Consider the following 23,025-nt stretch of genomic DNA (forward strand, 5'->3'; position numbering starts at 1 on the left):
AACAAATAGACCTGTGGCTAATCAAGAAGAAATCATCCTATCCTTAGCGCGATCGCCTTTATTTGAACTTGCACAAGAACTCAAAGCACGACTCACCACTTTTGGTGGTTGGGAAATGCCTGTGCAATTTGTTGGCATAACCAAGGAACACGAGGCTGTGAGAAATGCAGCAGGAATGTTCGATATTTCCCACATGGGTAAATTTACTTTGCAAGGGAAGAACCTTATATCTCAACTCCAGCTTTTAGTTCCTTCAGATTTAAGCCGCTTGCAAGCCGGTCAAGCTCAATACACTGTCTTATTAAATCATAAAGGTGGTATCATTGACGACATCATCTTTTACTACCAAGGCGAAGACGCCACTGGTGAACAACGGGGAGTGATAATTGTCAATGCGGCTACTACTGACAAAGATAAAACATGGCTCTTGCAACATCTTGACCAAAATCAAGTGAAATTCCAAGACCTTTCACTTGAAAAAGTCTTAATTGCCGTGCAAGGACCAAAAGCCGTAAGCATTCTTCAGACCTTGGTGCAAGAAGATTTAACATCTATTAAAGCATTTGGGCACTTGCAGGGAACAGTACTAGGTAAACCAGCATTTCTTGCCCGCACGGGTTACACCGGGGAAGATGGCTTTGAGGTGATGTTAGATTTAGATGTGGGGGTAGAATTGTGGAGAAGTCTAATCAATGCTGGTGTCATTCCCTGCGGACTGGGTGCGAGAGACACCCTCAGGCTAGAAGCAGCAATGCCACTTTACGGTCAGGATATTGACGACACGACGACTCCATTAGAAGCTGGTTTAGGCTGGCTACTTCATCTTGATACCAAAGGAGACTTTATCGGTCGCTCAGTTTTGGAACAGCAAAAAGCTGCTGGAGTTCAACGCCGACTAGTAGGTTTGCAAATGCAAGGGCGTAACATTGCCCGTCATGGCTATCAAGTGTTATCAACTGGTGTGGTCGTTGGAGAGGTGACTAGTGGTACACTATCACCAGTTCTTGGTTATCCCATAGCCTTAGCCTATGTTCCCAGTCAACTAGCGACTGTGAATCAGCAGCTAGAAGTAGAAATTCGTGGCAAAGCTTACCCAGCGGTTGTGGTAAAACGTCCGTTTTATCGATCAAAAAACCGTGTGAAGAATTTTGAATGAAGCGAATGGGTATAGTGTAATTTAGACCGGCACTTGAGACGACTGGCGTAAAACCCCAGCAACTGCTCTTGGTCGGATTTTAACATAGCAGGTAAGTGGTGAGTAAGCGCGTTATGTAGGAAGGCTTCGGCCGTGAGCTCAGCCGAACGGTTTCCTGCGCCTTCACGACTAGCTCTCCCGTTGGGTGTTCGTAGTCGCTCATCACAATCCCTTCGCTTAATTGGCTCCTTCACTGCGAACCGAATTTCAAAAAAATATTTTTTTGAATTTTTAATTCGTGAATGCGTCAATTTTTGAGCCACTGTGGTAGCTCAACCCTTAACCAAGGGATGAAATAGATAACTGATAACAGTTAAATAGATATAGCGGAAATCGCTATCGGTGTAGTAATTTTTTTATGTGGATGAGGAAGTGGTATGCCCTTTGAATATCCTGAAGATTTGAGATACTTAGATACTCATGAATACGTGCGTCTGGAAGGCGAAATTGCCACCATTGGCATTACCGACTTTGCGGTAGACCAATTAGGTGACATTGTGTTTTTAGATCTCCCAGATATTGGTGACGCTGTCTCCAAGGAAGAAACCTTTGGCACAATTGAATCCGTGAAAGCTGTGGAAGACCTTAATTCCCCAGTTACTGGTACAGTTATAGAACGCAATGAACTTTTGATAGAATCACCAGAACAATTGGCAGAAGATCCTTATGGGGAAGGATGGTTGCTCAAAGTACGCGTTAACAAGTCTGGTGAAATTGATGATGCCTTGACTGCAAGTGAATACAGCATTCAGGTAGAAGGATAGAACGGAGTGAGGGAGTAAGGGAGTGAAGGAGTGTGAGGAAAGAGTGATTGATCATTAACTCTTCCCTGCCTCTGTGTTTCTCTACTTCCCTCACTCTTGTTTGTCCTTGTCCCTACAGTATCCGGAAAAGTTTTATGACTTTTTCTAAAAAAACTTCATTAATTTTGAGAAATTGACAAATTATACCCAACGCGTCAAACAGAATTGTTGCAAAATATGAAGTAGTCGCGTCGGAGAGCAGTTCGTGGTAACTAATGTTCCTCGTCCTAAATCAAACCATCAGCAGATGTCAGGGGAAAGTAGCCAAAAGTTAAGTTCTTTTCAAGAACGGCATATTGGATCATCATCCAGTGATATCAAGCATTTACTTGAGGTGCTGGGTTATGGTACTCTTGATGAAGTTATTGACCAAGCAGTGCCGCAGGCAATTCGGTTATCTGATTCATTAGAGTTACCAGAAGCAGAAAATGAGTACGCAGCACTTGCTCAGCTCAAGGAAATCGCTTCCAAAAATCAAGTTTTCCGCTCGTTTATTGGTATGGGGTACTACGACTGTATCACCCCACCTGTGATTGGACGCAATATTCTAGAGAACCCTGGTTGGTATACCGCCTACACTCCCTATCAGCCAGAAATTGCCCAAGGACGACTCGAAGCGCTGCTGAATTTCCAAACCATGATTATTGACTTAACAGGTTTAGAAATTGCTAATGCTTCATTGCTAGATGAAGCCACAGCAGCCGCAGAAGCGATGACTATGAGCTATGGTTTTTGCAAAAATAAAGCAAATACCTATTTTGTCTCTCGTGAGTGTCATCCCCAAACTATAGATGTGTTGCAAACACGCGCTCAACCTTTGGGAATTGATATTATTGTCGGAGATCATCAAACCTTTGATTTTTCTGAACCCATTTTTGGGGCAATTCTCCAGTACCCCGCCAGCGATGGCACAATCTATGACTACCGCGCTTTTATAGAAAAAGCCCATGCTATGGGAGCATTGGTAACGGTAGCAGCAGACCCCTTAAGTCTGACTTTGCTAACACCCCCAGGTGAATTTGGTGCTGATATTGCTGTAGGAAGCACTCAGCGCTTTGGTATTCCCTTGGGCTACGGGGGACCTCACGCAGCTTACTTTGCCACCAAAGAAGAGTATAAGCGTCAAGTTCCAGGGCGAATTGTTGGTGTATCAAAAGATGCTCAGGGTAAACCTGCGTTGCGCCTTGCTTTGCAAACCCGTGAACAGCACATTCGCCGCGAAAAAGCAACTAGTAATATCTGTACAGCACAAGTGTTGCTGGCAGTCATGGCAAGTATGTATGCTGTATACCACGGTCCTGATGGACTCAAAAGAATTGCTGAGAACATCCACCAAAAGACTGTGATGCTGTCAGAAGGATTAAAACGTTTGGGTTACAGCATTGGTTCTGAATATTTCTTTGATACCCTGCAAGTCGATTTAGGAGAACGGAGTTTAGATGAGATTTTACAAGCTTGTAAAGCAGATAACATTAACATACGCATTTTAAACACAACTACTGTAGGTATATCCTTAGACGAAACGACTACAGAAAAAGACTTAATCGACCTGTTGGAAATTTTCGCTTTTGGCGACGATCTACTCTTCCCCCCTGCTTCAGGGCATTCCCCTGCTCTTTTTCTCCCCCGTACCACTAGCTACCTCACTCACCCCGTTTTCAACCGCTATCACTCAGAAACTGAGTTGTTGCGTTACCTGCACAAGCTGGAAGCTAAGGATTTGTCGCTGACAACGTCGATGATTCCTTTGGGTTCATGTACGATGAAGCTTAATGCCACATCTGAGATGATACCAGTCACATGGGCTGAGTTTGGCAAGATACATCCTTTTGCACCACTATCACAAACACGGGGTTATCAAATCCTGTTCCAGCAGCTAGAGGAATGGTTAGCGCAAATCACAGGATTTGCGGGAATTTCCCTGCAACCAAATGCTGGTTCTCAAGGTGAATATACAGGGTTGCTCGTCATTAGGAAGTATCATGAAAGTCGAGGGGAAGGACACCGCAATGTTTGTTTAATTCCCCAGTCAGCACATGGAACAAACCCTGCAAGTGCTGTGATGTGTGGGATGAAAGTGGTTGCTGTTGCTTGTGATGCTGAAGGTAATGTTGATTTAGATGACCTTAAGGCTAAAGCTCAAAAGCATAGTAAAGAACTTGCGGCATTAATGGTAACATATCCCTCAACTCACGGTGTGTTTGAGGAGCAAATTCAGGAAATCTGTATTGTTGTTCACACTCACGGTGGACAAGTTTACATGGATGGGGCGAATATGAATGCTCAAGTGGGGCTTTGTCGTCCGAGAGATATCGGCGCGGATGTTTGTCACTTGAACTTGCATAAAACCTTCTGTATCCCACACGGTGGCGGTGGTCCTGGTATGGGACCTATTGGCGTTGCTTCCCATCTGGTACCATTTCTTCCTGGGCACGCTGTTGTTGAAATGGACGGTGAACAAAAAATGGGTGCAGTTTCCGCTGCACCTTGGGGAAGCGCGAGTATTCTCGTGATATCTTGGATGTATATTGCTATGATGGGTGCAGATGGTTTGACGGAAGCAACCAAAGTCGCAATTCTGAATGCAAACTATATCGCCAACAGACTTGAATCTTACTATCCCGTTTTGTATAAAGGGAAAAATGGTTTAGTTGCTCATGAGTGTATTTTGGATTTGCGATCGCTCAAAAAATCTGCAAATATCGAAATCGATGATATTGCCAAGCGCCTAATGGATTATGGCTTCCATGCACCAACGGTTTCCTGGCCTGTGGCAGGTACAATCATGGTGGAACCCACAGAAAGTGAATCCAAAGAAGAGTTAGACCGTTTCTGTGATGCAATGATTGCTATTCGCCAAGAAATCGCGGAAATTGAATCAGGTAAGATGGATGCCCAAGATAATGTCTTGAAAAATGCACCCCACACCGCAGAAAGTCTGATTGTCGGAGAATGGAATCATCCCTACTCACGGGAACAAGCTGCTTACCCAGCACCTTGGACTCGCGAACACAAATTCTGGCCCAGTGTTGGTCGTATTGACGCCGCATATGGAGATAGAAATTTTGTTTGCTCTTGTCTGCCAATGGATGCGTATTAAATAGAATGGCGAGTGAGGAGTTTTTATTCCTCGCTCAATACTTTTCAGATAAAGAGTTACTCATCCCTAATACCAATTTCCCTCACCAATGCTACATAGCAATCCTATCTTCTGCCAATGGGTGATGATATAAAATCATCAAATTGTCAGCTTCTAATGTTTCCATCGCATAAGTGCGACCATGAGTATCGCTAAACTCTACTTCAAATACTCCAAGCTCATACTCTTCAACAATTGTTCCAACCTGTCCCCTATACAAATCAAGCTCTGGTAAATCTTTCAGCAATGCAACTACATCAAGTAACTTAATTTGTGAATTCATACTCAGCCCTTATCTAAAAGAATATAACAACTTACTAAACGAGGAAATTTTTCTGTATCTCGTACAATCCACGCACTCCTCACAACTGCACTTCAACAGCAAGATTTGATTCAAGGACTAATGACAGGGGGCTTTAAGTCCCAGTATTTGCTCTGGGGTTTCACCAGCAGCAAGTTTTTCGAGAATTATTTCAACTGTGATGCGAGTTCCTGCAATCACTGGTTTTCCCGGATACGATAGGTTGTTTGTGCGTTGGCATGGTCGGATACCTTTTCTTTTATTACCATGCCAGCAGACTAAAGCAGAGCGATCGCGGTTACACGGCAAAATGCAGCGGCGGCAGTTAACCTTTGCAACCTCACCAACGGCTTTCACCTGTCCGCCGCCATGAAGTGTTAGCCGCGCTGATGACGAATGACGTTAAAGTTCTCATCGTCTGATGGTGCCTGAAAGTACTTTGTAATGGCATCAAATTCGGCATCGCTCGTAAAAGCTGAGCCTTCAGTAAGCTCCCTACTCCGCTCCCGCAGCTGACGCTTGCACAACTCGTCAGTTACATCGACGTAGTGCAACTCATGATCGGCGTTCGCACGTTCAAATAGCTCCCGAAACCAGGCACGCTGCGTTCTCGTGTTGCCAGGAAAGTCGAGCACAACAGATATGCCCTTTAAGAGCAGTGAGCATATGTGCGCCGCAAGAGCATCTCTCAGCCTTGATGAATACTTGACGAAGCTAGGGATGTCCACGACTTCGCCCGGAAACAACTTGATCAGCAACTGGTCTTGCACTACCAAAACCGCGTCCTCTCGCCGCGCTATTTCCCTTGCAAGGCTCGATTTTCCCGCCGCCATCTTTCCGCAAAAGAAGAAGAGCTTTCCTCGCTGCTTCATGTCCTATGTCCCTCAGCCTAACTATTTATTATGCAGAAACTTTCCGTATATCACATGCTCGCGATTTAAATAGAGAAAGGGTTACAGGCATTTAATCATAAATATCAAGAAATTTTATGTATATCGTCCATATCTAACTATGATACAGCTATTCCCGTATAACTACTCAATTTGGGGTGGATATCAAGAAATTTTCTGTATATTATCCTTTTTCAGATGTTAGGTGAAAAATTCCGTATATTCACCTGATTTTGTACGTAAGAAAGAGTTGTTCAGTATATTCATCGCTGTTATTCAGAAATTTTCTGTATAACATCCAATATGAACTTGCCCTGTTTTCTTGATTCGTGCAACAGGTCTATTCGGCACGCTACGCGTATGCGTAGCGTCTCCGCAGGGGATACGCTCGTCGCTGCGGACGAAAATACGTTACCTTTGCGTAAGTCCTGGTTTCTTTCCTCGTAGGTTCCAAGGCATAAAAAAATTAACGGACTAGGAATTATCCTAGTCCGTAAAAAAAGCGGGCTAACCGCTATTAACCTGGTTAACCCGTGCAGCTTTGGGAACGCGCAGAGATATGACTATTGCAATACCAACTTAACGTTGGCGTTTTGCAGACCGCGTTGCTTCACTTCTGCCAGGGTTTTGTTAACGGCATACTTTTGGTTGATGGAGTTGATCAACTCGGTTTGGTTGTGCTTCTTAGCAACACCCCATAGGTCTGCGATCAGATCGAAGGAACCATCGCTGTTGCGAGACCAACCGAGATCATACTCGCCTTCCAAAACTGCAACGATGTCGGAACGAACACGCTGACCGTTGTAACCACGAACATCAGCTTCAGTCTTAACAGAGATGCCTAGATCGCGCAGGGAAGACTTAAGAATTTCTGCATCGGTGATTTTGGTACGCAGAGTGCTAAAGTGAGACATTTGGGTTTCCTCCAATGAGAAAGTAGAGAAAAAGACAACAGTTTGTTTTAAGCGAAGCCGCGTTTACCAAGACGCGGTTTTTTCATAACTGCTAGCTTTTTGGCGCTAGCCTTTCCCCCTGTGGTAGCAGGAGAAAGCTTTTAGAACTCCAGTCGCTGATACTCAGCAACGGAGGATGCGGCTGGTCTTGCTCGTTGTCTAGCCCAGTCTCTGAGAGCTGTGACTTGTTCTTGCATCGTACGCGACAACGGCAGTGTTGCTTTAATAGCCGCAATAATATCTAATTGTGTGAACTCCCGATCTTGGGCAAAAGCTTCGTACATTGCCGCAACAATCGCTTGTTCAATTTCTGCTCCAGAAAATCCGTCAGACATCTTAGAAAGTTGTTCTAGGTCAAATCGCGAGATGTCTTCTCGGCGCTTAGACAAGTGTATCGTGAATATGTCTTGGCGCTCTTCTGGGGTGGGCAGATCTACAAAGAAAATTTCATCAAAGCGACCTTTCCTCAAAAATTCACCAGGTAGACGTTCAACTCGGTTGGCTGTTGCCATGACAAATACTGGTGATTTCTTTTCTTGCATCCAGGTGAGGAAAGAGCCGAATATCCGGCTGGAAGTTCCACCATCAGAATCTCCAGAACCTCCACTTCCAGCAAATGATTTATCTAACTCGTCTATAAATAAAATTGCGGGTGAAATAGATTCTGCTGTTTTTAAGGCGTTACGTAAATTTGCTTCTGAACGTCCTACCATTGAGCCATCATAGACTCGCCCCATATCTAATCGCAGTAGTGGCAAACCCCACAGTCGAGAAGTTGTTTTGGCAATTAAGGATTTACCACAACCTGGGACTCCTAAGATTAGCATACCTTTTGGTTGAGGTAAACCGTACTCACGCGCCCTCTCTGTAAAAGCGTTAGAGCGCTGCTTCAGCCACCTTTTCAACTCTTCCAAGCCACCAACAGCATCAATAGTTGCGTCTTCTTCTATGTATTCTAATATACCATTGCGCCGAATTAGCTGCTTTTTCTCAGATAAAACTATGTCTACTTCATCTTCCGTCAGACGCCCTGTAGTGACCTGTGCCTTACGGTAGACTTTTTCCGCTTCATCTTTAGTTAATCCTAGAGCCGCCCTTAAGAGTTTTTCACGCGCTTCTGTTGCTAACCGCCGTCCACGGTTTTGATCCAAATGAGTAGATAAAACTTTATTTAAATCTCCCATGTCTGGAAGCGGAAAATCAAGAACGACAACTTCCTTTTCCAGTTCAATTGGGACTTGCTGCATCGGTGACATCAAGATAACATTCTTGTGCAACCCCTTAAAGCTGGCGATCGCATCACGCAATGACCTTGTTGTCGCTGGCGCATCTATAAATGGATGTAAATCTTTAAGAATAAATATACCTGGTTCTTTCTGCCGGATAATCCATTCAACTGCCGCTTCCGGAGAAACGGTGTTATGTTGAGTGACGTTCCGGGGTTGACCATACTCCACGATGCCGTGAGTTACTGTCCAAACATACACTTTTCGCTGTGGCTTTGACGATTGAGCGATTGTAGAAATTGCCTGCTCAGCCCGCTCTTCCTCGGAGGTCACAAGGTAGATTAAAGGGTATTGAGCTTGAATGAGGATACTGAGCTCTTCTTTCATACATCGACCTACTTGAGACCTTTACAGACAGTACAGACTTCGCTTTGCTATGTTACGAACAGGGAAACTATGAATTTGATATTCATGATTCCTATTTAGCAAGGAACTAGCTCTTCCTTACCCTTTTGATTTTGGTTCCGATCCATTTCATCAATCGCAAGACGCTCTTGCTGATGACCAATCATTCCGGGTTGGTGACCCAGACTGACCAATTCTGCATCTCGCAGCACAACTGAAGTTTCGCAAGTTGGACAAGAATAAACTCTGTGCGTCCTTCCATATGATGCTTGTGCTTCCTCTACTAATTCCGAATTTGCCAGGTAGAAGTCTAAGGCACGTTCCGCTAGTTCTGACATCGGTTCCGAGTCAATTGCCGAGCGAATCTTTAACTTCCTGTGCAGTTCTGGCGACAGATACAATGTAATCTTTTGCTTAGCTTGCATATTACTTTTTAGCGGTCTTACCCGGGTATGTATATCACGATATCGGAACCTCAATTCCTTGTCAAGACGTCAAAGCGTTTTGACGCTTTTTTTGTTACATATCTTAATAATATAACAGAAGTACTATTGCCAGGGACAATGTAATAGTCGAAAATTCGACAACTCGTTTGAACAAAGGCAGAAGTACGTAAGCACTTCGCGACTAGCTTGAACGGGGCAACCTTCACTTCTTCACTTCCTGCTCCATCTTTGATGATTAGAGGGGACACAAACCTGGTAGATTTAGCTATCAGCGAGTAAAAACTGGTGAAAATGAAAGTCCTGGTTATTGGTGGCGATGGGTATTGCGGTTGGGCAACTGCACTTTACCTTTCAAATCGCGGTCATGAAGTTGGTATCTTAGATAATTTAGTGCGACGGCACTGGGATAACGAACTGGGGGTGCAAACTCTGACCCCAATCGCGCCAATTCAGCAACGTATACAGCGCTGGCACGATTTAACTGGTAAATCTATCGACCTTTTCATTGGCGATATTACTAATTACGAATTTCTGAGTAAGGCCCTGCACGCATTCTCGCCAGAAGCAATTGTGCATTTTGGTGAACAGCGTTCAGCACCTTTTTCAATGATTGACCGCGAACACGCGGTTATGACTCAAGTGAACAACCTAGTTGGTACATTGAACTTGCTGTATGCAATGCGGGAAGACTTTCCTAACTGTCACATGGTGAAGCTAGGGACAATGGGTGAATACGGCACACCCAACATCGATATCGAAGAAGGATACATTACTATAGAACACAATGGGCGTAAAGATACTCTTCCTTATCCCAAGCAGCCCGGTTCAATGTATCACTTGAGCAAAGTTCATGACAGCCACAATATCCACTTTGCTTGTCGGATTTGGGGATTAAGAGCAACAGATTTGAATCAGGGCGTTGTCTACGGTGTTTTAACCGAAGAGACAGGGATGGACGAACTGTTGATTAATCGCCTTGATTACGATGGCGTGTTCGGAACTGCACTAAACCGTTTCTGCATTCAAGCAGCTATTGGTCATCCGCTGACTGTTTATGGTAAAGGTGGGCAAACTCGGGGATTTTTAGATATTCGAGATACAGTACGATGTATTGAGATTGCAATTGCTAACCCAGCTGAATCTGGAGAATTCCGCGTGTTTAACCAATTTACCGAACAATTCAGTGTTGGTGATTTGGCCATGATGGTCAAGAAAGCCGGTAATGCAATGGGATTGAATGTTGAAATCAATCATTTAGATAATCCCAGAGTCGAGAGAGAAGAACATTACTTCAACGCCAAAAATACCAAATTATTGGATCTTGGCTTGCAGCCTCACTATCTTTCTGATTCCCTACTCGATTCTCTGTTGAACTTTGCTACTAAATATCAGGATCATGTTGATCAAAATCAAATTCTACCCAAAGTCTCTTGGCGGAGGAATTAAGTAAATCTTGAAGACCGCTGTTGACAAACAACGAGGTCATAACTCACCTACTCAGAATTTAATATTAGTCGCTTACCACCCAATGAGGAGTTGAGGTTCCAAGTCCCTAAAAATCTCACAACAGTTCCCTCAATGCTGAATACTCCAGTAGATGCTGTAACGTTATTCTGAGTTCTTTTTGAAGGAACGTTGACTATCTACAATATAGTCGTCATATTGTTATTCAGTATGACGACTAGTCATTTTAGAAAGATCAAGGATGAAATAAACATTCTTGACTACATGCTTTAGACTTCAAACCTTTGCCTTCATTTCATAGTTCATACAAGGCTAGTACTGAATACAAGTTTTATGCGAATTGCCCTGTTTACCGAAACCTTTCTACCCAAAGTTGATGGAATTGTAACACGCCTGCGTCATACCATTGACCATCTTCAGCGTAATGGTAACCAAGTCTTAGTCATTGCTCCTGATGGTGGCATTTTTGAGTATAAAGGAGCTAAAGTATATGGTGTCTCCGGTTTTCCCCTACCACTGTATCCAGAGTTAAAAATGGCATTACCTCGTCCAGCAATCGGTGAAGCTTTGGAGGGATTTAAACCAGATATCATTCATGTAGTTAACCCAGCAATTCTGGGATTAGCTGGTATATTTTATAGTAAATATCTAAATGTTCCCTTGGTCGCATCTTACCATACTCATCTGCCTCAATACCTTCAGCATTACGGTTTAGCAATGCTGGAAGGATTATTGTGGGAACTACTAAAAGCGGCTCACAATCAGGCAGCTTTAAATCTTTGTACCTCCACAGCAATGATGCAAGAACTCATAGCACACGGTATTGAAAGAGTAGATCTGTGGCAAAGGGGAGTGGATACCGAATCATTTCATCCTGACAATGCTTGTCAGCAAATGCGATCGCGCCTGTCGCAAAATAACCCACAAAGCCCATTGTTACTTTACGTAGGGCGTCTTTCCGCTGAAAAAGAAATTGAACGTATCAAACCAATCTTAGAAGCTATCCCCAAGGCACGGCTAGCATTAGTTGGAGATGGTCCCCATCGTCAAACATTGGAAAAATACTTTGCTGGAACAAATACTTATTTTGTTGGGTATTTGGTGGGTACAGAATTAGCTTCTGCCTTTGCTAGTGCTGATGCGTTTATTTTTCCTTCTCGAACAGAGACACTGGGATTAGTTCTTTTAGAAGCAATGGCAGGTGGATGTCCAGTCGTTGCTGCACGTTCTGGTGGTATTCCTGATATTGTGACAGATGGAGTGAATGGATATCTTTTTGAGCCAGAACAAGACGTTCAAAGTGCCATTGATGCAACAGTTCGTCTTCTACAACAGCAACAGGAACGAGAAACTATCCGTCAAAATGCGCGTCAGGAGGCAGAACGTTGGGGATGGGGTGCTGCTACACGCCAGCTAGAAAGCTACTATCAACAGGTGATTTATTCTGAACTACCAAAAGTGGCATAAAGATTATTCAGTAGGTGAGTACAAATAAACAGAACTATGTTACCAACGGTAAAAATGGCTTTAGATCCGGGCGTTCTGCGCACGACGCTCAAAAACAACTATTCCTAAGTCTTAGTTATAGTTCCACAGGGATAGAAAAACGAGTAATAGAACTCGATATAGAAAAGTATTTCAACAGGACAAGCCAGACAACAACAGAACCTTCGTAAAGTTCAACAAGGAAAAATTGAATGACCAACACACAAGCAAAAAGCTATTTGAAGACGAATTAATCCGCCTTTTTTACAAAGTCTTGCGGGGGAAGCTTCCCCCCCAGAGGTTTGCGCCAAAGTTGCCCAGTGTTAGATACTTTTGATCAAAAGCTTTTTTCTTTATAAAAAGTTACATATTTTATTTTGATTGTGCGAACCTGACTTGAAAGTAAGGATAGAGGGAGGAGTGAGTGAAGCGCGTTGCAAGAACGCCAAAATCTGCCGGGGGAAGTATCCTCCCGGCGAGCTTTGCCCCTAAGGGGCTAATGAGCTGTAGGCTGGGAGAAATCTTTTCATGTGTTTTAATGTACACAGTTCATCACGGCTACTTAGTTATTAGTTATCGGTTATTAGTAACTAAGTATTGGTTGTTCCTCGATCAACTAACTACTACCCACGACCTACTATCTACGATTTACCATATAATCTAAAATCCCCATGACACTCCTAAATCCTGGTAGCGTCCTGGCTACATTAACTGAATTGACTCAAGTGAATCGCACTCACTCCTTACTGTCTCGCGTCAAAAATCTTTCGGTTAACGAATTTGTTTGCTTACTTGACTTTATTACAGCCGAGTTTCAGCAGTTTCTTAGAGCAATCGAATTAATCAATAATGAAGCTTTAGAAACAATGCTAGAGAAAGTATTGGAGGCGATTACACTTAAAATTGGTCAAATTTTGCAGGCAGAACACACGACAATTTTTTTAGTTGACTACGATAAAGGTCAGTTATGGTCAAAAGTTCCTCAAGGGAACACCCAAAAGGCTATAGAAATTCGGACTTCTATGACTGCTGGTATTCCCGGTCATGTTGCGAATACAGCTCAATGTTTAAACATATCTGATACCTCTACTCATCCCCTTTTTAGTCCGGAATTAGAAAAACAATTGGGCTACAAGTTCCGCAATATATTATGTATGCCAGTTTTGAGCAGCAAAAACCAAGTTGTAGCTGTGGTGCAACTGGCAAATAAAACTCTGGGTACTCCATTTGATTATGAAGATGAAGTGCACTTTCGCGACTTTGCTTCTTCTATCGGTATTATCTTGGAAAGTTGCCAATCTTTCTATGTTGCAGCTCGCAATCAACGAGGTGCAACTGCTCTTTTACGCGCAACTCAAACTTTAGGACAAAGTTTGGATCTTGAAGCAACTTTGCAAATAGTCATGGAGCAAGCCCGGATTCTGATGCAAGCAGATCGCAGCACTTTATTTTTATATCGTAAAGAAATGGCAGAACTTTGGACTAAGGTAGCATCTGCAGATGGTACAACCACAATGGAAATTCGTATGCCTGATAACAAAGGTATTGCAGGCTACGTAGCATCTACGGGTGAAGCACTGAATATTCCCGATGCTTATAAAGATCCACGTTTTGACCCCACGACAGATCAAAAGACAGGGTATGCGACCCGCAATATTCTGTGTTTGCCTGTTTTTAACTCAGCAAATGAATTAATTGGCGTAACGCAGTTAATTAATAAGCATCAAGGTAATTTTTTTACCGCGTCAGATGAAGAATTTATGCGGGCTTTTAATATTCAAGCAGGGATTGCTTTAGAAAATGCCCGCTTATTTGAGAATGTTTTATTAGAAAAGCAGTATCAAAAAGATATTCTACAAAGTCTTTCGGATGCAGTTATTTCTACGGATATGGAAGGTAAAATAGTCACAATTAATGATGCCGCTTTACAGTTATTAGGCTGTCCTTTAAAAGAACCAAACGCAAAAAACAACAAGTATCTTTGGGAACAAAACTTGATTGGTCGCTTAGTCTGGGAGATTGTGCCTATTGATAATTTACAACTGCGACTACAAGATAGTTTAAAAACTGGAGCAAGACATTATGTACCAGAACAAAGTTTAACAGTAGGACTGTATGTAGAGACATTGTATGTAAAGTCTGTGCAGGATGCATCTGTCTGCATTCTGGCAGTACGCGATCGCACCAACCCAGACATTTTCATTCCTTGGAATCAACCTCCTAAAGCTAGATTGGCGTTGCTTGATGCAGACAATGTTCAGAAAATTGAACGGAGCATCAATCTAACCGTTAACCCCTTAACAAATCCAGAAGGTGGAGTAAAGGGTGGTTTAGTGGTTTTGGAAGACATCAGTCAGGAAAAACGCATGAAAACCACTATGTATCGCTACCTGACTCCCCGAGTCGCAGAACAAGTTATGGCACTAGGGGAAGATGCTTTGATGGTGGGCGAACGCAAAGAAGTTACCATCCTGTTTTCTGATATCAGAGGTTACACCACCTTAACAGAAAATCTCGGCGCTGCGGAAGTAGTATCTTTGCTGAATCAGTATTTTGAAACGATGGTCGAAGCAGTTTTTAACCATGAAGGCACCCTAGATAAGTTTATTGGTGATGCCTTGATGGCAGTGTTTGGTGCACCACTACCGTTAACGGAGAATCACGCTTGGAGGGCGATCCAGTCCGCTTTGGAAATGCGCCAACGATTAACAGAATTTAATCAGCGGCGAGTTGTCCTCAAACAGCCACAAATCCATGTTGGAATTGGAATTAGTTCTGGAGAAGTAGTTTCTGGCAATATTGGTTCTCGAAGACGGATGGACTATACCGTCATCGGAGATGGTGTGAATTTGAGTTCGCGCCTAGAAGGCGTTACCAAGGAATACGGCTGTGACATTATCTTAAGTGAATTTACGTACAAATTATGCAGGGAACTAATTTGGGTGCGTGAGTTAGACAAAATAAGGGTGAAAGGAAAATATCAAGCAGTCAATATCTATGAGTTGATAGGCGATCGCCACACTCCTTTAGATACCAACACTCAGGAGTTTTTGTTTCATTATCAAAATGGACGTAACGCTTATTTGTCACGCAATTTTCGATACGCTATTGCCTGCTTTCAATCTGCCAAAAAAATCCGACCCAAAGACCAAGCGGTTGATATTCACTTACAAAGATCTTGTAATTATCTTAATTTACCACCCAGTGATTCCTGGGATGGTGTTTACTGTATGCTGACGAAGTAGTCAAGGAATTATAGTCACTTCCTGCGTTTGGCGCAGGCATGTTTGTAAGGACAAATCAGACTCGGAACTACGTCCTAAAGGTTGGGTTAAGCTTGCTGAAAATTGACGAGTCATTAAAAACTCCCTTTTATTTACAGCAGTCGCCAGGTAGATTAGAACACGAACTAATGACAAAACACTGTCACCAAGAGACTTGAAAGTCTGTTAAGCGTTAAGCGTTTCCTGCTATATCAAGAAGAATTACCACAACAATGGGCTGCCACTCCTTCCATAACAATTTATTAGTAAAACCCATAAATTATTTATTGAGTCATTTTTGTAAACAGGTCGGTGACAACTTATTCACTGCTTCCTTGCTCTGTATCAAAAGGATGTTCGCCGATCCCCAGTTGTTTTTTGGAGTTTCTTAGATTTTTCCAAAGCTCCTTGATTTGATCGTACGCATCTTCTGGTGGTACTTTTCCGGCTGTTTCTAAATTACAAATGTAACTTACTTTTTGCGCGAATTCCTGTAAGTTCGCATTAAAAACCAGGTTTTCTGGCTTTACCTGACCATAGTAGCGACCACGAGGATAGAGAAAATCATTTTTATCTACCATTTTTCTCTCCATTTACGAAATCGGCCCCTGTTTTCGACTCTGAAGTCAATAACTACTAACCTCGGTTAAGTTTCCTTTGGTTACTCATTAACTTCTTTTGCCTTCAAATAATAATTGTATTCAATTGAACTGAAAATTTTCACCGGATATTGTAATATTTTTTACTCTTTAAGGATTCATCATTAATAATTTATCCAGTTAAAATTTCTGACAAGTTAATGTAAACAGCTATACTCTTATTTAAAAGTTTTTTGTTAGCTAGACACTAAAGCCTTAACCCAAAGTGAGCATTGATCCGGCTGTGTACATCATTTCTCTGTTATTTATGACTAATAACTAATGACTAAAGATAAAATGGTTAAGCCTAAAAGCATAAAAGCTGCCCATAGCTCAATAAACTTTACCTTTAGCCATGTCTGTTAAAACAAGAGTATACGAAGGCAAAGCTAAAATCCTCTACACGACGGATGATCCTGAAATCTTATTAGCTGAGTTTAAAGACGATGCAACTGCCTTTAATGCCCAAAAGCGGGGTAGTATAGAAAAAAAAGGGGTTATAAATTGTAGCATTTCCAGTCAAATTTTTCAGCAACTGGAAGCACATGGTATCAGGACTCACTATATAGACACCCCTGCTCCTGATCAAATGCGGGTCAAGGCATTGAAGATTTTGCCCCTAGAAGTCGTTGTTAGGAATATAGCTGCTGGAAGTTTGTGCCAACAAACAGGATTAGCGCTTGGGACTGTTCTAAAAAAGCCATTGGTCGAGTTTTATTATAAAAACGACCAGCTTGGAGATCCATTATTGACAAGCGATCGCCTATTCCTGTTGGAACTAGCAACTCCGGAACAAGTGGATACTATTGCTCATCTAGCATTACAAATCAACAAGTCTCTTTGTGACTTTTTCGGGCGGTGCGATATTACCTTAGTAGACTTCAAACTGGAGTTTGGCTTAGACGCGCAACAGCAGTTGCTATTAGCCGATGAAATTAGTCCAGATACAAGTCGATTGTGGGACAACTCCAAACAAAGTGATCCAAATCTCCGGGTACTAGACAAAGACCGTTTCCGTCGAGATTTGGGGAATGTAGAAAATGCCTACCAGGAGGTTTTACAACGAGTACTCAAAGCGATAGAAAGCAGCAATTGAAGTGACAGAGGATATTGGAGACTCTTTACTGGAAACTAGGTTATCCCCAACCCTTCATCGGTGATCCCCAATTCCTCATACTTCTGGTAAAAAGGACAAGTAAATGAGTTTTATCGAGTTTATGCCTTTTGCTATTTGCCTTATGAGGGTACATTGCAAAAGTAGAAATCTAATTTTACATAACCTTTGCTCGAAAGGATGATTGCTTCCGTGATGGTGTGTGGATGTGAAGAGGAATCTAAATAAAATGCGCTTATCTCCCGTTATAGTCACAGTTGTGGCGATTTCATCGCCTTTTGGTAGTTTAGTGAGTGCAAATGCACAAACTCTCAATAGTTCAAATTCAAACCAGACAGCAGAGGTTGTTAAACCGACAGCTGATCCGCAGCATAAAGTTGTCGGGGTTTTGCCAGCAACAGCCGCTGTGGCGAAACCGGAAGTTGTAGTGCCAAATTCCACAGAAAAGTCAACAACGACACAACCCCTCAACAGTTTTGCGCAGACAGCAGAGGCTTTAAAACCTTTAACTAGCCAAACGACACAACCTGTCAAAAATTTTTCGCACACAGCAGAGGCTTTAAAACCTTTAAACACTCAACAGTACAAAGTTTCTCAGAAACTTCCAACTTCAGCGGCTCTAATAAAAAGGCTGATAGTGGCAAAAAGAAGTTCCACCTCGTTAAAAACTGCACAAAATCTTGAGCAAACGCCTACTCCCAACACTCAACAAGATCAAATATCCCCCCAAACTCCTACTACCACTCCCGCACCAGGAAATAATAATCAGCTTCCAACCATTCAACAACAAACACCTGCTCCTAACAATCAACAGCAGCAGACACCTCCCCTAACTACTGGTACTCCCACCACGCCAAACCAAATTAATCAACCAGGAACTCAACCTGGACAAAATTCTCCACAAACACCCCTTCCTAACAATCAACAGCAGCAGACATTTCCCCAAACTCCCGGTACTCCTACCACGCCAGACGGAACCAATCAACCAGGGACTCAACCTACATCCCCACAAACTCCAGAAAGTCCCCAACCACAGCAATCCCCAGAAGCATCAGAACCCCGCGTACTGGTTTCTGAAGTGTTCATTAGATCTGAAACGAACCAACAACTCCCACAAGAACTCGAAGATCAAATTTTTCGAGTCATTCGCACCCAGCCAGGACGAACAACAACCCGTTCCCAATTACAAGAAGATATCAACTCCATCTTCGCCACTGGTTTCTTTTCCAACGTGCAAGCAGTACCCGAAGATAGCCCCTTGGGAGTGCGGGTAAGCTTTATTGTACGACCCAACCCCGTCCTGACTAAAGTCCAGGTACAGGCAAATTCTGGCACAAACGTTTCCTCCGTACTACCAGCTAATGCTACGGATGAAATATTCAAAAGCCAGTATGGAAAAATACTCAATTTACGTGACTTGCAAGAAGGCATCAAGCAATTAACCAAGCGCTATCAAGACCAAGGTTATGCATTGGCAAACGTGATCGGAGCACCGCAAGTCTCTGACAACGGCGTTGTCACCTTACAAGTAGCAGAAGGGGTCGTAGGAAATATCCGAGTACAGTTCCGCAATAAAGAAGGTCAGGTAACAAATGATAAGGGAGAACCAATCCGGGGACGCACACAACCTTATATCGTGACAAGAGAACTGGAATTGAAGCCAGGGAAAATCTTTAACAAAAACACAGTCCAAAAAGACTTACAAAGGGTCTTTGGACTAGGGCTTTTTGAAGATGTAAATGTTTCCCTTGATCCCAGCAAAGACCCCATTACGGGCGCAGCAGATCCCAATAGGGTAGATGTGGTTGTCAACGTGGTTGAGCGCAACAGCGGTTCGATTGGAGCTGGTGCTGGTATTAGTTCTGCTAGTGGTTTGTTTGGTTCGGTCAGCTATCAGCAGCAAAACCTCAATGGCAGAAATCAAAAATTAGGGGCAGAGGTACAAATCGGAACACGAGATGAATTTTTGTTTGACCTGCGCTACACAGATCCCTGGATCGGAGGTGATCCATATCGAACTTCTTACACAGCAAATCTCTTCCGTCGTCGGTCGATTTCCTTGATTTTTGAAGGTCAGGATCAAAACATTGAGACTTTTAATCCCAGCAAACCTGATGACGGTGGCGATCGCCCCCGCATCACGCGTTTAGGAGGCGGTGTTAACTTTACCCGTCCCTTGTCCAAAAATCCCTTCGAGAGGTCGCAATGGACCGCTTCAGCTGGTTTGCAGTATCAACGAGTTGCTATCAAAGATGCTGATGGCGATATTAGAAAGCAGGGACGTCTCGAAAAGGATACAAGCACCAATAATCTTATTGAGTTGAGCCAATCTGGACAAGGTGAAGATGATTTGTTGTTATTACAACTGGGTGTTGCACGTGATCTGAGAAATAATCCCTTGCAACCTACCAAGGGTTCTTACTTCCGCGTTGGTCTTGATCAGTCGGTACCCATAGGACTGGGGAGTATTTTCTTAACTAGGTTGCGGGGTAGTTACAGTCAATACTTCCCTGTCAGCTTTATTAACTTTAGCAAAGGACCCCAAACCATTGCTTTCAATCTTCAAGCGGGAACAATCCTGGGTGACTTACCTCCTTACGAAGCCTTCTCTCTTGGTGGTAGTAACTCCGTCCGAGGATATGACGAAGGAGGTTTAAGCAGCGGACGGAGTTTCGTACAAGCTTCGCTTGAGTATCGCTTCCCGGTATTCTCAGTAGTGAGTGGTGCAGTCTTTTTTGATTTTGGTACTGATTTGGGAAGCGGTACCAGACCAGCTGAGATACTCAACAAAAACGGGACTGGCTACGGCTATGGTCTTGGAGTACGCGTACAGTCTCCTTTAGGACCAATTCGTATTGACTACGGTATCAGCGATGATGGAGATAGCCGTATCAACTTTGGTATTGGGGAAAGGTTCTAAGTAATCATTAGTCATTAGTCATTAGTCATTAGTCATTTTTTGACAACTGATTAGAGACGAAAGACAAAAATACAATATGCAACAACACACATTAGCAGATGAAATCATTCAAACAGGGGTAGGACTGCATAGCGGAGTTACTACGCAAGTTCGGATACGACCAGACGTAGCCGGAAGTGGACGCTACTTTGTACGCGTGGATTTGCCTGATACTCCAATCATTCCAGCCCAAGTCGCAGCGGTTAGTCAAACTATGCTTTCGACTCAGTTGGGTAAAGGTGAGGCATACGTCCGTACAGTTGAGCATTTGCTGGCGTCCCTTGCTGCAATGGGAGTAGATAACGCCCGAATTGAAATTGACGGTCCAGAAGTGCCGCTTTTAGATGGTTCGGCAAAGGTGTGGACAGATGCGATCGCTCAAGTTGGCTTAATGTCACAAAACTTAACTGAGGACAAAGCTCCTCTTGTCATTGACCAGCCAATTTGGGTGCGTCAAGGTGATGCTTTTGCCTGTGCGCTTCCAGCCCCAGAAACTCGCTTTACCTACGGCATTGATTTCGATTTGGCAGCAATAAGTAATCAATGGCACAGTTGGTCTGCTCATGCGACAAGTGAAAATCCTTATGAGAGCTTTGTTACAGAAATTGCTCCGGCTCGAACCTTTGGTTTATTGCATCAAATCGAACATTTACAGCAGACAGGGTTAATTAAAGGTGGAAGCTTAGATAATGCACTTGTTTGTGGACCAGAAGGTTGGCTAAATCCACCATTAAGATTTCCAAATGAGCCAGTACGTCATAAAATCTTGGATTTAGTAGGAGATTTAAGTTTACTTGGAATTTTCCCCTGCGCTCATTTCTTGGCGTACAAAGCCAGCCACAATTTACACGTTCAACTGGCACAAAGGATTTTAGATTTTGGATTTTAGATTTTAGATTGGTTCTCAAATGCAAAATCCCAAATTCAGAATCAAAAGGGGAGGTTCAAATAAGCACCTACGAAAAAACCAAAATACAAATCACATAACAGTGTCAATGTCAACTGTCACCGAACAAACCAATACTATTGATGCTCCCACACCAGCATCTACCAATAATCAGCCAGATGGTACAAGCATAAACAAAGCGGACAATCAGATAATTTACTCTATAGAAGATATCCAAAAACTACTACCCCATCGCTACCCCTTTGCGCTCGTAGACCGGATTATTGAATATGTACCCGAAAAACGAGCTGTTGGCATTAAAAACGTCACGATCAATGAACCCCATTTTCAAGGTCATTTTCCAGGACGTCCAATTATGCCAGGAGTGCTGATTGTAGAAGCAATGGCACAAGTCGGCGGTATTGTTTTGACTCAACTTCCAGGGTTGGAAGGTGGGTTGTTTGTCTTTGCTGGTATCGATAAAACTCGCTTCCGCCGTCAAGTTGTACCAGGAGATCAACTGGTGATGACTGTGGAACTGTTGTGGGTAAAACAACGTCGTTTCGGTAAGATGCAAGCTCGCGCCGAAGTTGATGGTCAACTCGCTACTGAAGGCGAACTGATGTTTTCCCTCGTATCTTAAAAATTTGCTTTTGTGGTAAAGGCGTGGTAAAGGCATCACCGTGACGTGCCTTTATCAAATTCTGATTCAAACAGTGAACAGTGAAGCAGTCAGGAGTCAGAATTCTTTATTTCTTCCTTCTGAATACTGAATTCACAATTGCTGAATTCTGAATTCAAATTGATAACTGATAACTGGTAACTGATAAGGATATCAGTAAAAGACACAACCCACAATAGCATTATTATTTGAGTTCTATATTTTTCGACACCCTCACACTTGAGTAGCTTCGTTCACACTTTCGGCTACTAGCTAACTAAACTCTCAGCACTCAAGTCTGTTCTGGAGATGCACCCTTGAAAACCCTCATTCATTCTACTGCTGTTATTCATCCTAGTGCCCAATTGCACCCGACAGTCGAAGTCGGTCCTTATGCTGTTATTGGAGGGCATGTTAAAGTAGGTCCTGAAACCACCATCGGCGCTCATGCTGTACTAGAAGGACCTTTGGAAATTGGGGCACGAAATCACATTTTTCCGGGCGCAGTTATTGGCATGGAACCCCAAGACCGGAAATATGATGGCGAATTGAGCTGGGTAAAAATCGGAGATGATAATCGCATTCGCGAATACGTCACGATTAACCGCGCAACTGGTGCGGGTAAAGAAACTAGCATCGGAAACGCTAACTTATTGATGGCTTATGTCCATGTCGGTCATAATTCTGTGATAGAAGACAATGTGACGATTTCTAATTCTGTAGCGATCGCCGGTCACGTCCACATAGAATCACGATCAGTTATTAGTGGAGTTCTTGGAATCCATCAATTTGTCCATATTGGTAGCTTCGCAATGGTAGGAGGCATGAGCCGCATTGAGCGAGATGTCCCTCCATATATGCTCGTAGAAGGGAATCCATCCCGAATTCGTTCACTAAACCTTGTTGGACTCAAACGTGGTGGTTTTAGTACTGACGAGTTTCAAATTCTTAAAAAAGCCTTCCGCATTCTTTATCGTTCTGAGTTGCTCTTTAAAGACTCCTTAGAACAGCTAGAACTCCTAGGAGATACTCAACAATTACAGCATCTGCGTCGCTTTTTGCTACTTTCTCAAATGCCAGGAAGACGTGGCTTAATTCCTGGTAAGGGGAAAGTCGCCGCAAGTGACGAATCTTAAGTCAGAAAACAATGGGATAAGAAAAAATATAAGGGGAGATGAGGGAAAAGCGGACGAAATG

The 23,025-nt window shown here is 43.1% G+C and carries 19 protein-coding genes; 12 read left to right on the plus strand and 7 right to left on the minus strand.

Going from position 1 to position 23,025, the window contains the following annotated elements; genetic code table 11:
• Positions 1 to 13 precede the first annotated feature (13 nt).
• The 3 genes from gcvT (at position 14) to gcvP (ending at position 5,098) form a co-directional block, all read left to right on the plus strand.
• Positions 14 to 1,156, plus strand: a complete 1,143-nt coding sequence (gcvT, locus tag AC5590_RS01980) for a glycine cleavage system aminomethyltransferase GcvT (RefSeq protein WP_169262900.1) — start codon at positions 14 to 16, stop codon at positions 1,154 to 1,156.
• Positions 1,157 to 1,572: 416 nt separating this feature from the next.
• Positions 1,573 to 1,959 carry a glycine cleavage system protein GcvH gene (gcvH, locus tag AC5590_RS01985; protein ID WP_169262901.1) on the plus strand — a complete coding sequence of 129 codons (387 nt, stop codon included), beginning with the start codon at positions 1,573 to 1,575 and terminating at the stop codon, positions 1,957 to 1,959.
• A gap of 244 nt (positions 1,960 to 2,203) precedes the next feature.
• Positions 2,204 to 5,098 carry an aminomethyl-transferring glycine dehydrogenase gene (gene gcvP / locus AC5590_RS01990; protein ID WP_169262902.1) on the plus strand — a complete coding sequence of 965 codons (2,895 nt, stop codon included), beginning with the start codon at positions 2,204 to 2,206 and terminating at the stop codon, positions 5,096 to 5,098.
• 91 nt (positions 5,099 to 5,189) lie between these two features.
• Here the strand turns inward: gcvP and AC5590_RS01995 are convergent, their stop codons facing one another.
• Both AC5590_RS01995 and AC5590_RS02000 read right to left on the minus strand, forming a co-directional pair.
• Positions 5,190 to 5,420 (minus strand): DUF4926 domain-containing protein, encoded by a 231-nt coding sequence (locus AC5590_RS01995; RefSeq protein WP_211178230.1) that lies wholly within the window; start codon positions 5,418 to 5,420, stop codon positions 5,190 to 5,192.
• Between the two features lie 117 nt (positions 5,421 to 5,537).
• Complete coding sequence (locus AC5590_RS02000) at positions 5,538 to 5,639, minus strand: DUF433 domain-containing protein (protein ID WP_348982673.1); 102 nt, start codon at positions 5,637 to 5,639, stop codon at positions 5,538 to 5,540.
• Between AC5590_RS02000 and AC5590_RS02005 the strand changes: the two genes are divergently transcribed.
• A complete protein-coding gene (locus tag AC5590_RS02005) occupies positions 5,620 to 5,811 on the plus strand; it encodes a hypothetical protein (RefSeq protein WP_211178234.1) in 192 nt (63 codons plus the stop codon). The two genes, AC5590_RS02000 and AC5590_RS02005, sit on opposite strands and share 20 nt — an antisense overlap.
• Before the next feature lie 4 nt (positions 5,812 to 5,815).
• Here the strand turns inward: AC5590_RS02005 and AC5590_RS02010 are convergent, their stop codons facing one another.
• The 4 genes from AC5590_RS02010 to AC5590_RS02025 all read right to left on the minus strand — a co-directional run bounded on the left by AC5590_RS02010 (position 5,816) and on the right by AC5590_RS02025 (position 9,337).
• Positions 5,816 to 6,310: a P-loop nucleotide/nucleoside kinase family protein gene (locus AC5590_RS02010; protein ID WP_169262903.1), complete on the minus strand. Its 495-nt coding sequence runs from the start codon at positions 6,308 to 6,310 to the stop codon at positions 5,816 to 5,818.
• Between the two features lie 581 nt (positions 6,311 to 6,891).
• Positions 6,892 to 7,242: a DUF1257 domain-containing protein gene (locus AC5590_RS02015; RefSeq protein ID WP_048868763.1), complete on the minus strand. Its 351-nt coding sequence runs from the start codon at positions 7,240 to 7,242 to the stop codon at positions 6,892 to 6,894.
• Positions 7,243 to 7,382: 140 nt separating this feature from the next.
• Positions 7,383 to 8,894, minus strand: a complete 1,512-nt coding sequence (gene ycf46, locus AC5590_RS02020; protein ID WP_169262904.1) for a stress-responsive protein Ycf46 — start codon at positions 8,892 to 8,894, stop codon at positions 7,383 to 7,385.
• A gap of 95 nt (positions 8,895 to 8,989) precedes the next feature.
• Positions 8,990 to 9,337 carry a slr0373 family blue light stress response protein gene (locus AC5590_RS02025; RefSeq protein ID WP_169262905.1) on the minus strand — a complete coding sequence of 116 codons (348 nt, stop codon included), beginning with the start codon at positions 9,335 to 9,337 and terminating at the stop codon, positions 8,990 to 8,992.
• A 312-nt stretch (positions 9,338 to 9,649) separates the two neighbouring features.
• Between AC5590_RS02025 and AC5590_RS02030 the strand changes: the two genes are divergently transcribed.
• From AC5590_RS02030 to AC5590_RS02040, 3 genes are all read left to right on the plus strand, one after another.
• On the plus strand, positions 9,650 to 10,804 hold the full coding sequence (locus AC5590_RS02030) for an NAD-dependent epimerase/dehydratase family protein (protein WP_169262906.1): 1,155 nt from the start codon (positions 9,650 to 9,652) through the stop codon (positions 10,802 to 10,804).
• A 351-nt stretch (positions 10,805 to 11,155) separates the two neighbouring features.
• On the plus strand, positions 11,156 to 12,289 hold the full coding sequence (locus AC5590_RS02035; protein WP_169262907.1) for a glycosyltransferase family 4 protein: 1,134 nt from the start codon (positions 11,156 to 11,158) through the stop codon (positions 12,287 to 12,289).
• A gap of 689 nt (positions 12,290 to 12,978) precedes the next feature.
• Entirely contained in the window at positions 12,979 to 15,552 is a 2,574-nt protein-coding gene (locus AC5590_RS02040) for a GAF domain-containing protein (protein ID WP_169262908.1), read from the plus strand.
• Between the two features lie 338 nt (positions 15,553 to 15,890).
• On the opposite strand, the gene AC5590_RS02045 is transcribed toward AC5590_RS02040, so the two are convergent.
• Complete coding sequence (locus tag AC5590_RS02045) at positions 15,891 to 16,151, minus strand: DUF7219 family protein (RefSeq protein WP_169262909.1); 261 nt, start codon at positions 16,149 to 16,151, stop codon at positions 15,891 to 15,893.
• Positions 16,152 to 16,563: 412 nt separating this feature from the next.
• Here AC5590_RS02045 and purC point away from each other — a divergent pair, with 412 nt between their 5' ends.
• The 5 genes from purC (at position 16,564) to lpxA (ending at position 22,964) form a co-directional block, all read left to right on the plus strand.
• Positions 16,564 to 17,304 carry a phosphoribosylaminoimidazolesuccinocarboxamide synthase gene (purC, locus tag AC5590_RS02050; RefSeq protein ID WP_169262910.1) on the plus strand — a complete coding sequence of 247 codons (741 nt, stop codon included), beginning with the start codon at positions 16,564 to 16,566 and terminating at the stop codon, positions 17,302 to 17,304.
• 247 nt (positions 17,305 to 17,551) lie between these two features.
• On the plus strand, positions 17,552 to 20,242 hold the full coding sequence (locus AC5590_RS02055; protein WP_169262911.1) for a BamA/TamA family outer membrane protein: 2,691 nt from the start codon (positions 17,552 to 17,554) through the stop codon (positions 20,240 to 20,242).
• 76 nt (positions 20,243 to 20,318) lie between these two features.
• The gene (gene lpxC / locus AC5590_RS02060) at positions 20,319 to 21,170 is read left to right on the plus strand and encodes a UDP-3-O-acyl-N-acetylglucosamine deacetylase (protein WP_169262912.1); all 852 of its coding nucleotides are present in this window, start codon (positions 20,319 to 20,321) and stop codon (positions 21,168 to 21,170) included.
• A 106-nt stretch (positions 21,171 to 21,276) separates the two neighbouring features.
• Complete coding sequence (fabZ, locus tag AC5590_RS02065; RefSeq protein WP_169262913.1) at positions 21,277 to 21,810, plus strand: 3-hydroxyacyl-ACP dehydratase FabZ; 534 nt, start codon at positions 21,277 to 21,279, stop codon at positions 21,808 to 21,810.
• A gap of 335 nt (positions 21,811 to 22,145) precedes the next feature.
• Complete coding sequence (lpxA, locus tag AC5590_RS02070; protein WP_169262914.1) at positions 22,146 to 22,964, plus strand: acyl-ACP--UDP-N-acetylglucosamine O-acyltransferase; 819 nt, start codon at positions 22,146 to 22,148, stop codon at positions 22,962 to 22,964.
• Positions 22,965 to 23,025: the final 61 nt, after the last annotated feature.

Source organism: Brasilonema octagenarum UFV-OR1, from assembly GCF_963888615.1.
Lineage (GTDB): Bacteria > Cyanobacteriota > Cyanobacteriia > Cyanobacteriales > Nostocaceae > Brasilonema > Brasilonema sennae.

What these genes read in the sequence shown, in the direction of transcription:
- AC5590_RS02030 (WP_169262906.1), top strand. Translation starts at nt 9,650, where the DNA reads ATGAAAGTCCTGGTTATTGGTGGCGATGGGTATTGCGGTTGGGCAACT.
- AC5590_RS02055 (WP_169262911.1), top strand. Translation starts at nt 17,552, where the DNA reads ATGCGCTTATCTCCCGTTATAGTCACAGTTGTGGCGATTTCATCGCCT.
- lpxC (WP_169262912.1), top strand. Translation starts at nt 20,319, where the DNA reads ATGCAACAACACACATTAGCAGATGAAATCATTCAAACAGGGGTAGGA.
- gcvH (WP_169262901.1), top strand. Translation starts at nt 1,573, where the DNA reads ATGCCCTTTGAATATCCTGAAGATTTGAGATACTTAGATACTCATGAA.
- AC5590_RS02015 (WP_048868763.1), bottom strand. Translation starts at nt 7,242, where the DNA reads ATGTCTCACTTTAGCACTCTGCGTACCAAAATCACCGATGCAGAAATT.
- fabZ (WP_169262913.1), top strand. Translation starts at nt 21,277, where the DNA reads ATGTCAACTGTCACCGAACAAACCAATACTATTGATGCTCCCACACCA.
- AC5590_RS02025 (WP_169262905.1), bottom strand. Translation starts at nt 9,337, where the DNA reads ATGCAAGCTAAGCAAAAGATTACATTGTATCTGTCGCCAGAACTGCAC.
- AC5590_RS02040 (WP_169262908.1), top strand. Translation starts at nt 12,979, where the DNA reads ATGACACTCCTAAATCCTGGTAGCGTCCTGGCTACATTAACTGAATTG.
- ycf46 (WP_169262904.1), bottom strand. Translation starts at nt 8,894, where the DNA reads ATGAAAGAAGAGCTCAGTATCCTCATTCAAGCTCAATACCCTTTAATC.
- AC5590_RS02045 (WP_169262909.1), bottom strand. Translation starts at nt 16,151, where the DNA reads ATGGTAGATAAAAATGATTTTCTCTATCCTCGTGGTCGCTACTATGGT.
- AC5590_RS02035 (WP_169262907.1), top strand. Translation starts at nt 11,156, where the DNA reads ATGCGAATTGCCCTGTTTACCGAAACCTTTCTACCCAAAGTTGATGGA.
- purC (WP_169262910.1), top strand. Translation starts at nt 16,564, where the DNA reads ATGTCTGTTAAAACAAGAGTATACGAAGGCAAAGCTAAAATCCTCTAC.
- AC5590_RS02005 (WP_211178234.1), top strand. Translation starts at nt 5,620, where the DNA reads ATGCGAGTTCCTGCAATCACTGGTTTTCCCGGATACGATAGGTTGTTT.
- AC5590_RS02010 (WP_169262903.1), bottom strand. Translation starts at nt 6,310, where the DNA reads ATGAAGCAGCGAGGAAAGCTCTTCTTCTTTTGCGGAAAGATGGCGGCG.
- AC5590_RS01995 (WP_211178230.1), bottom strand. Translation starts at nt 5,420, where the DNA reads ATGAATTCACAAATTAAGTTACTTGATGTAGTTGCATTGCTGAAAGAT.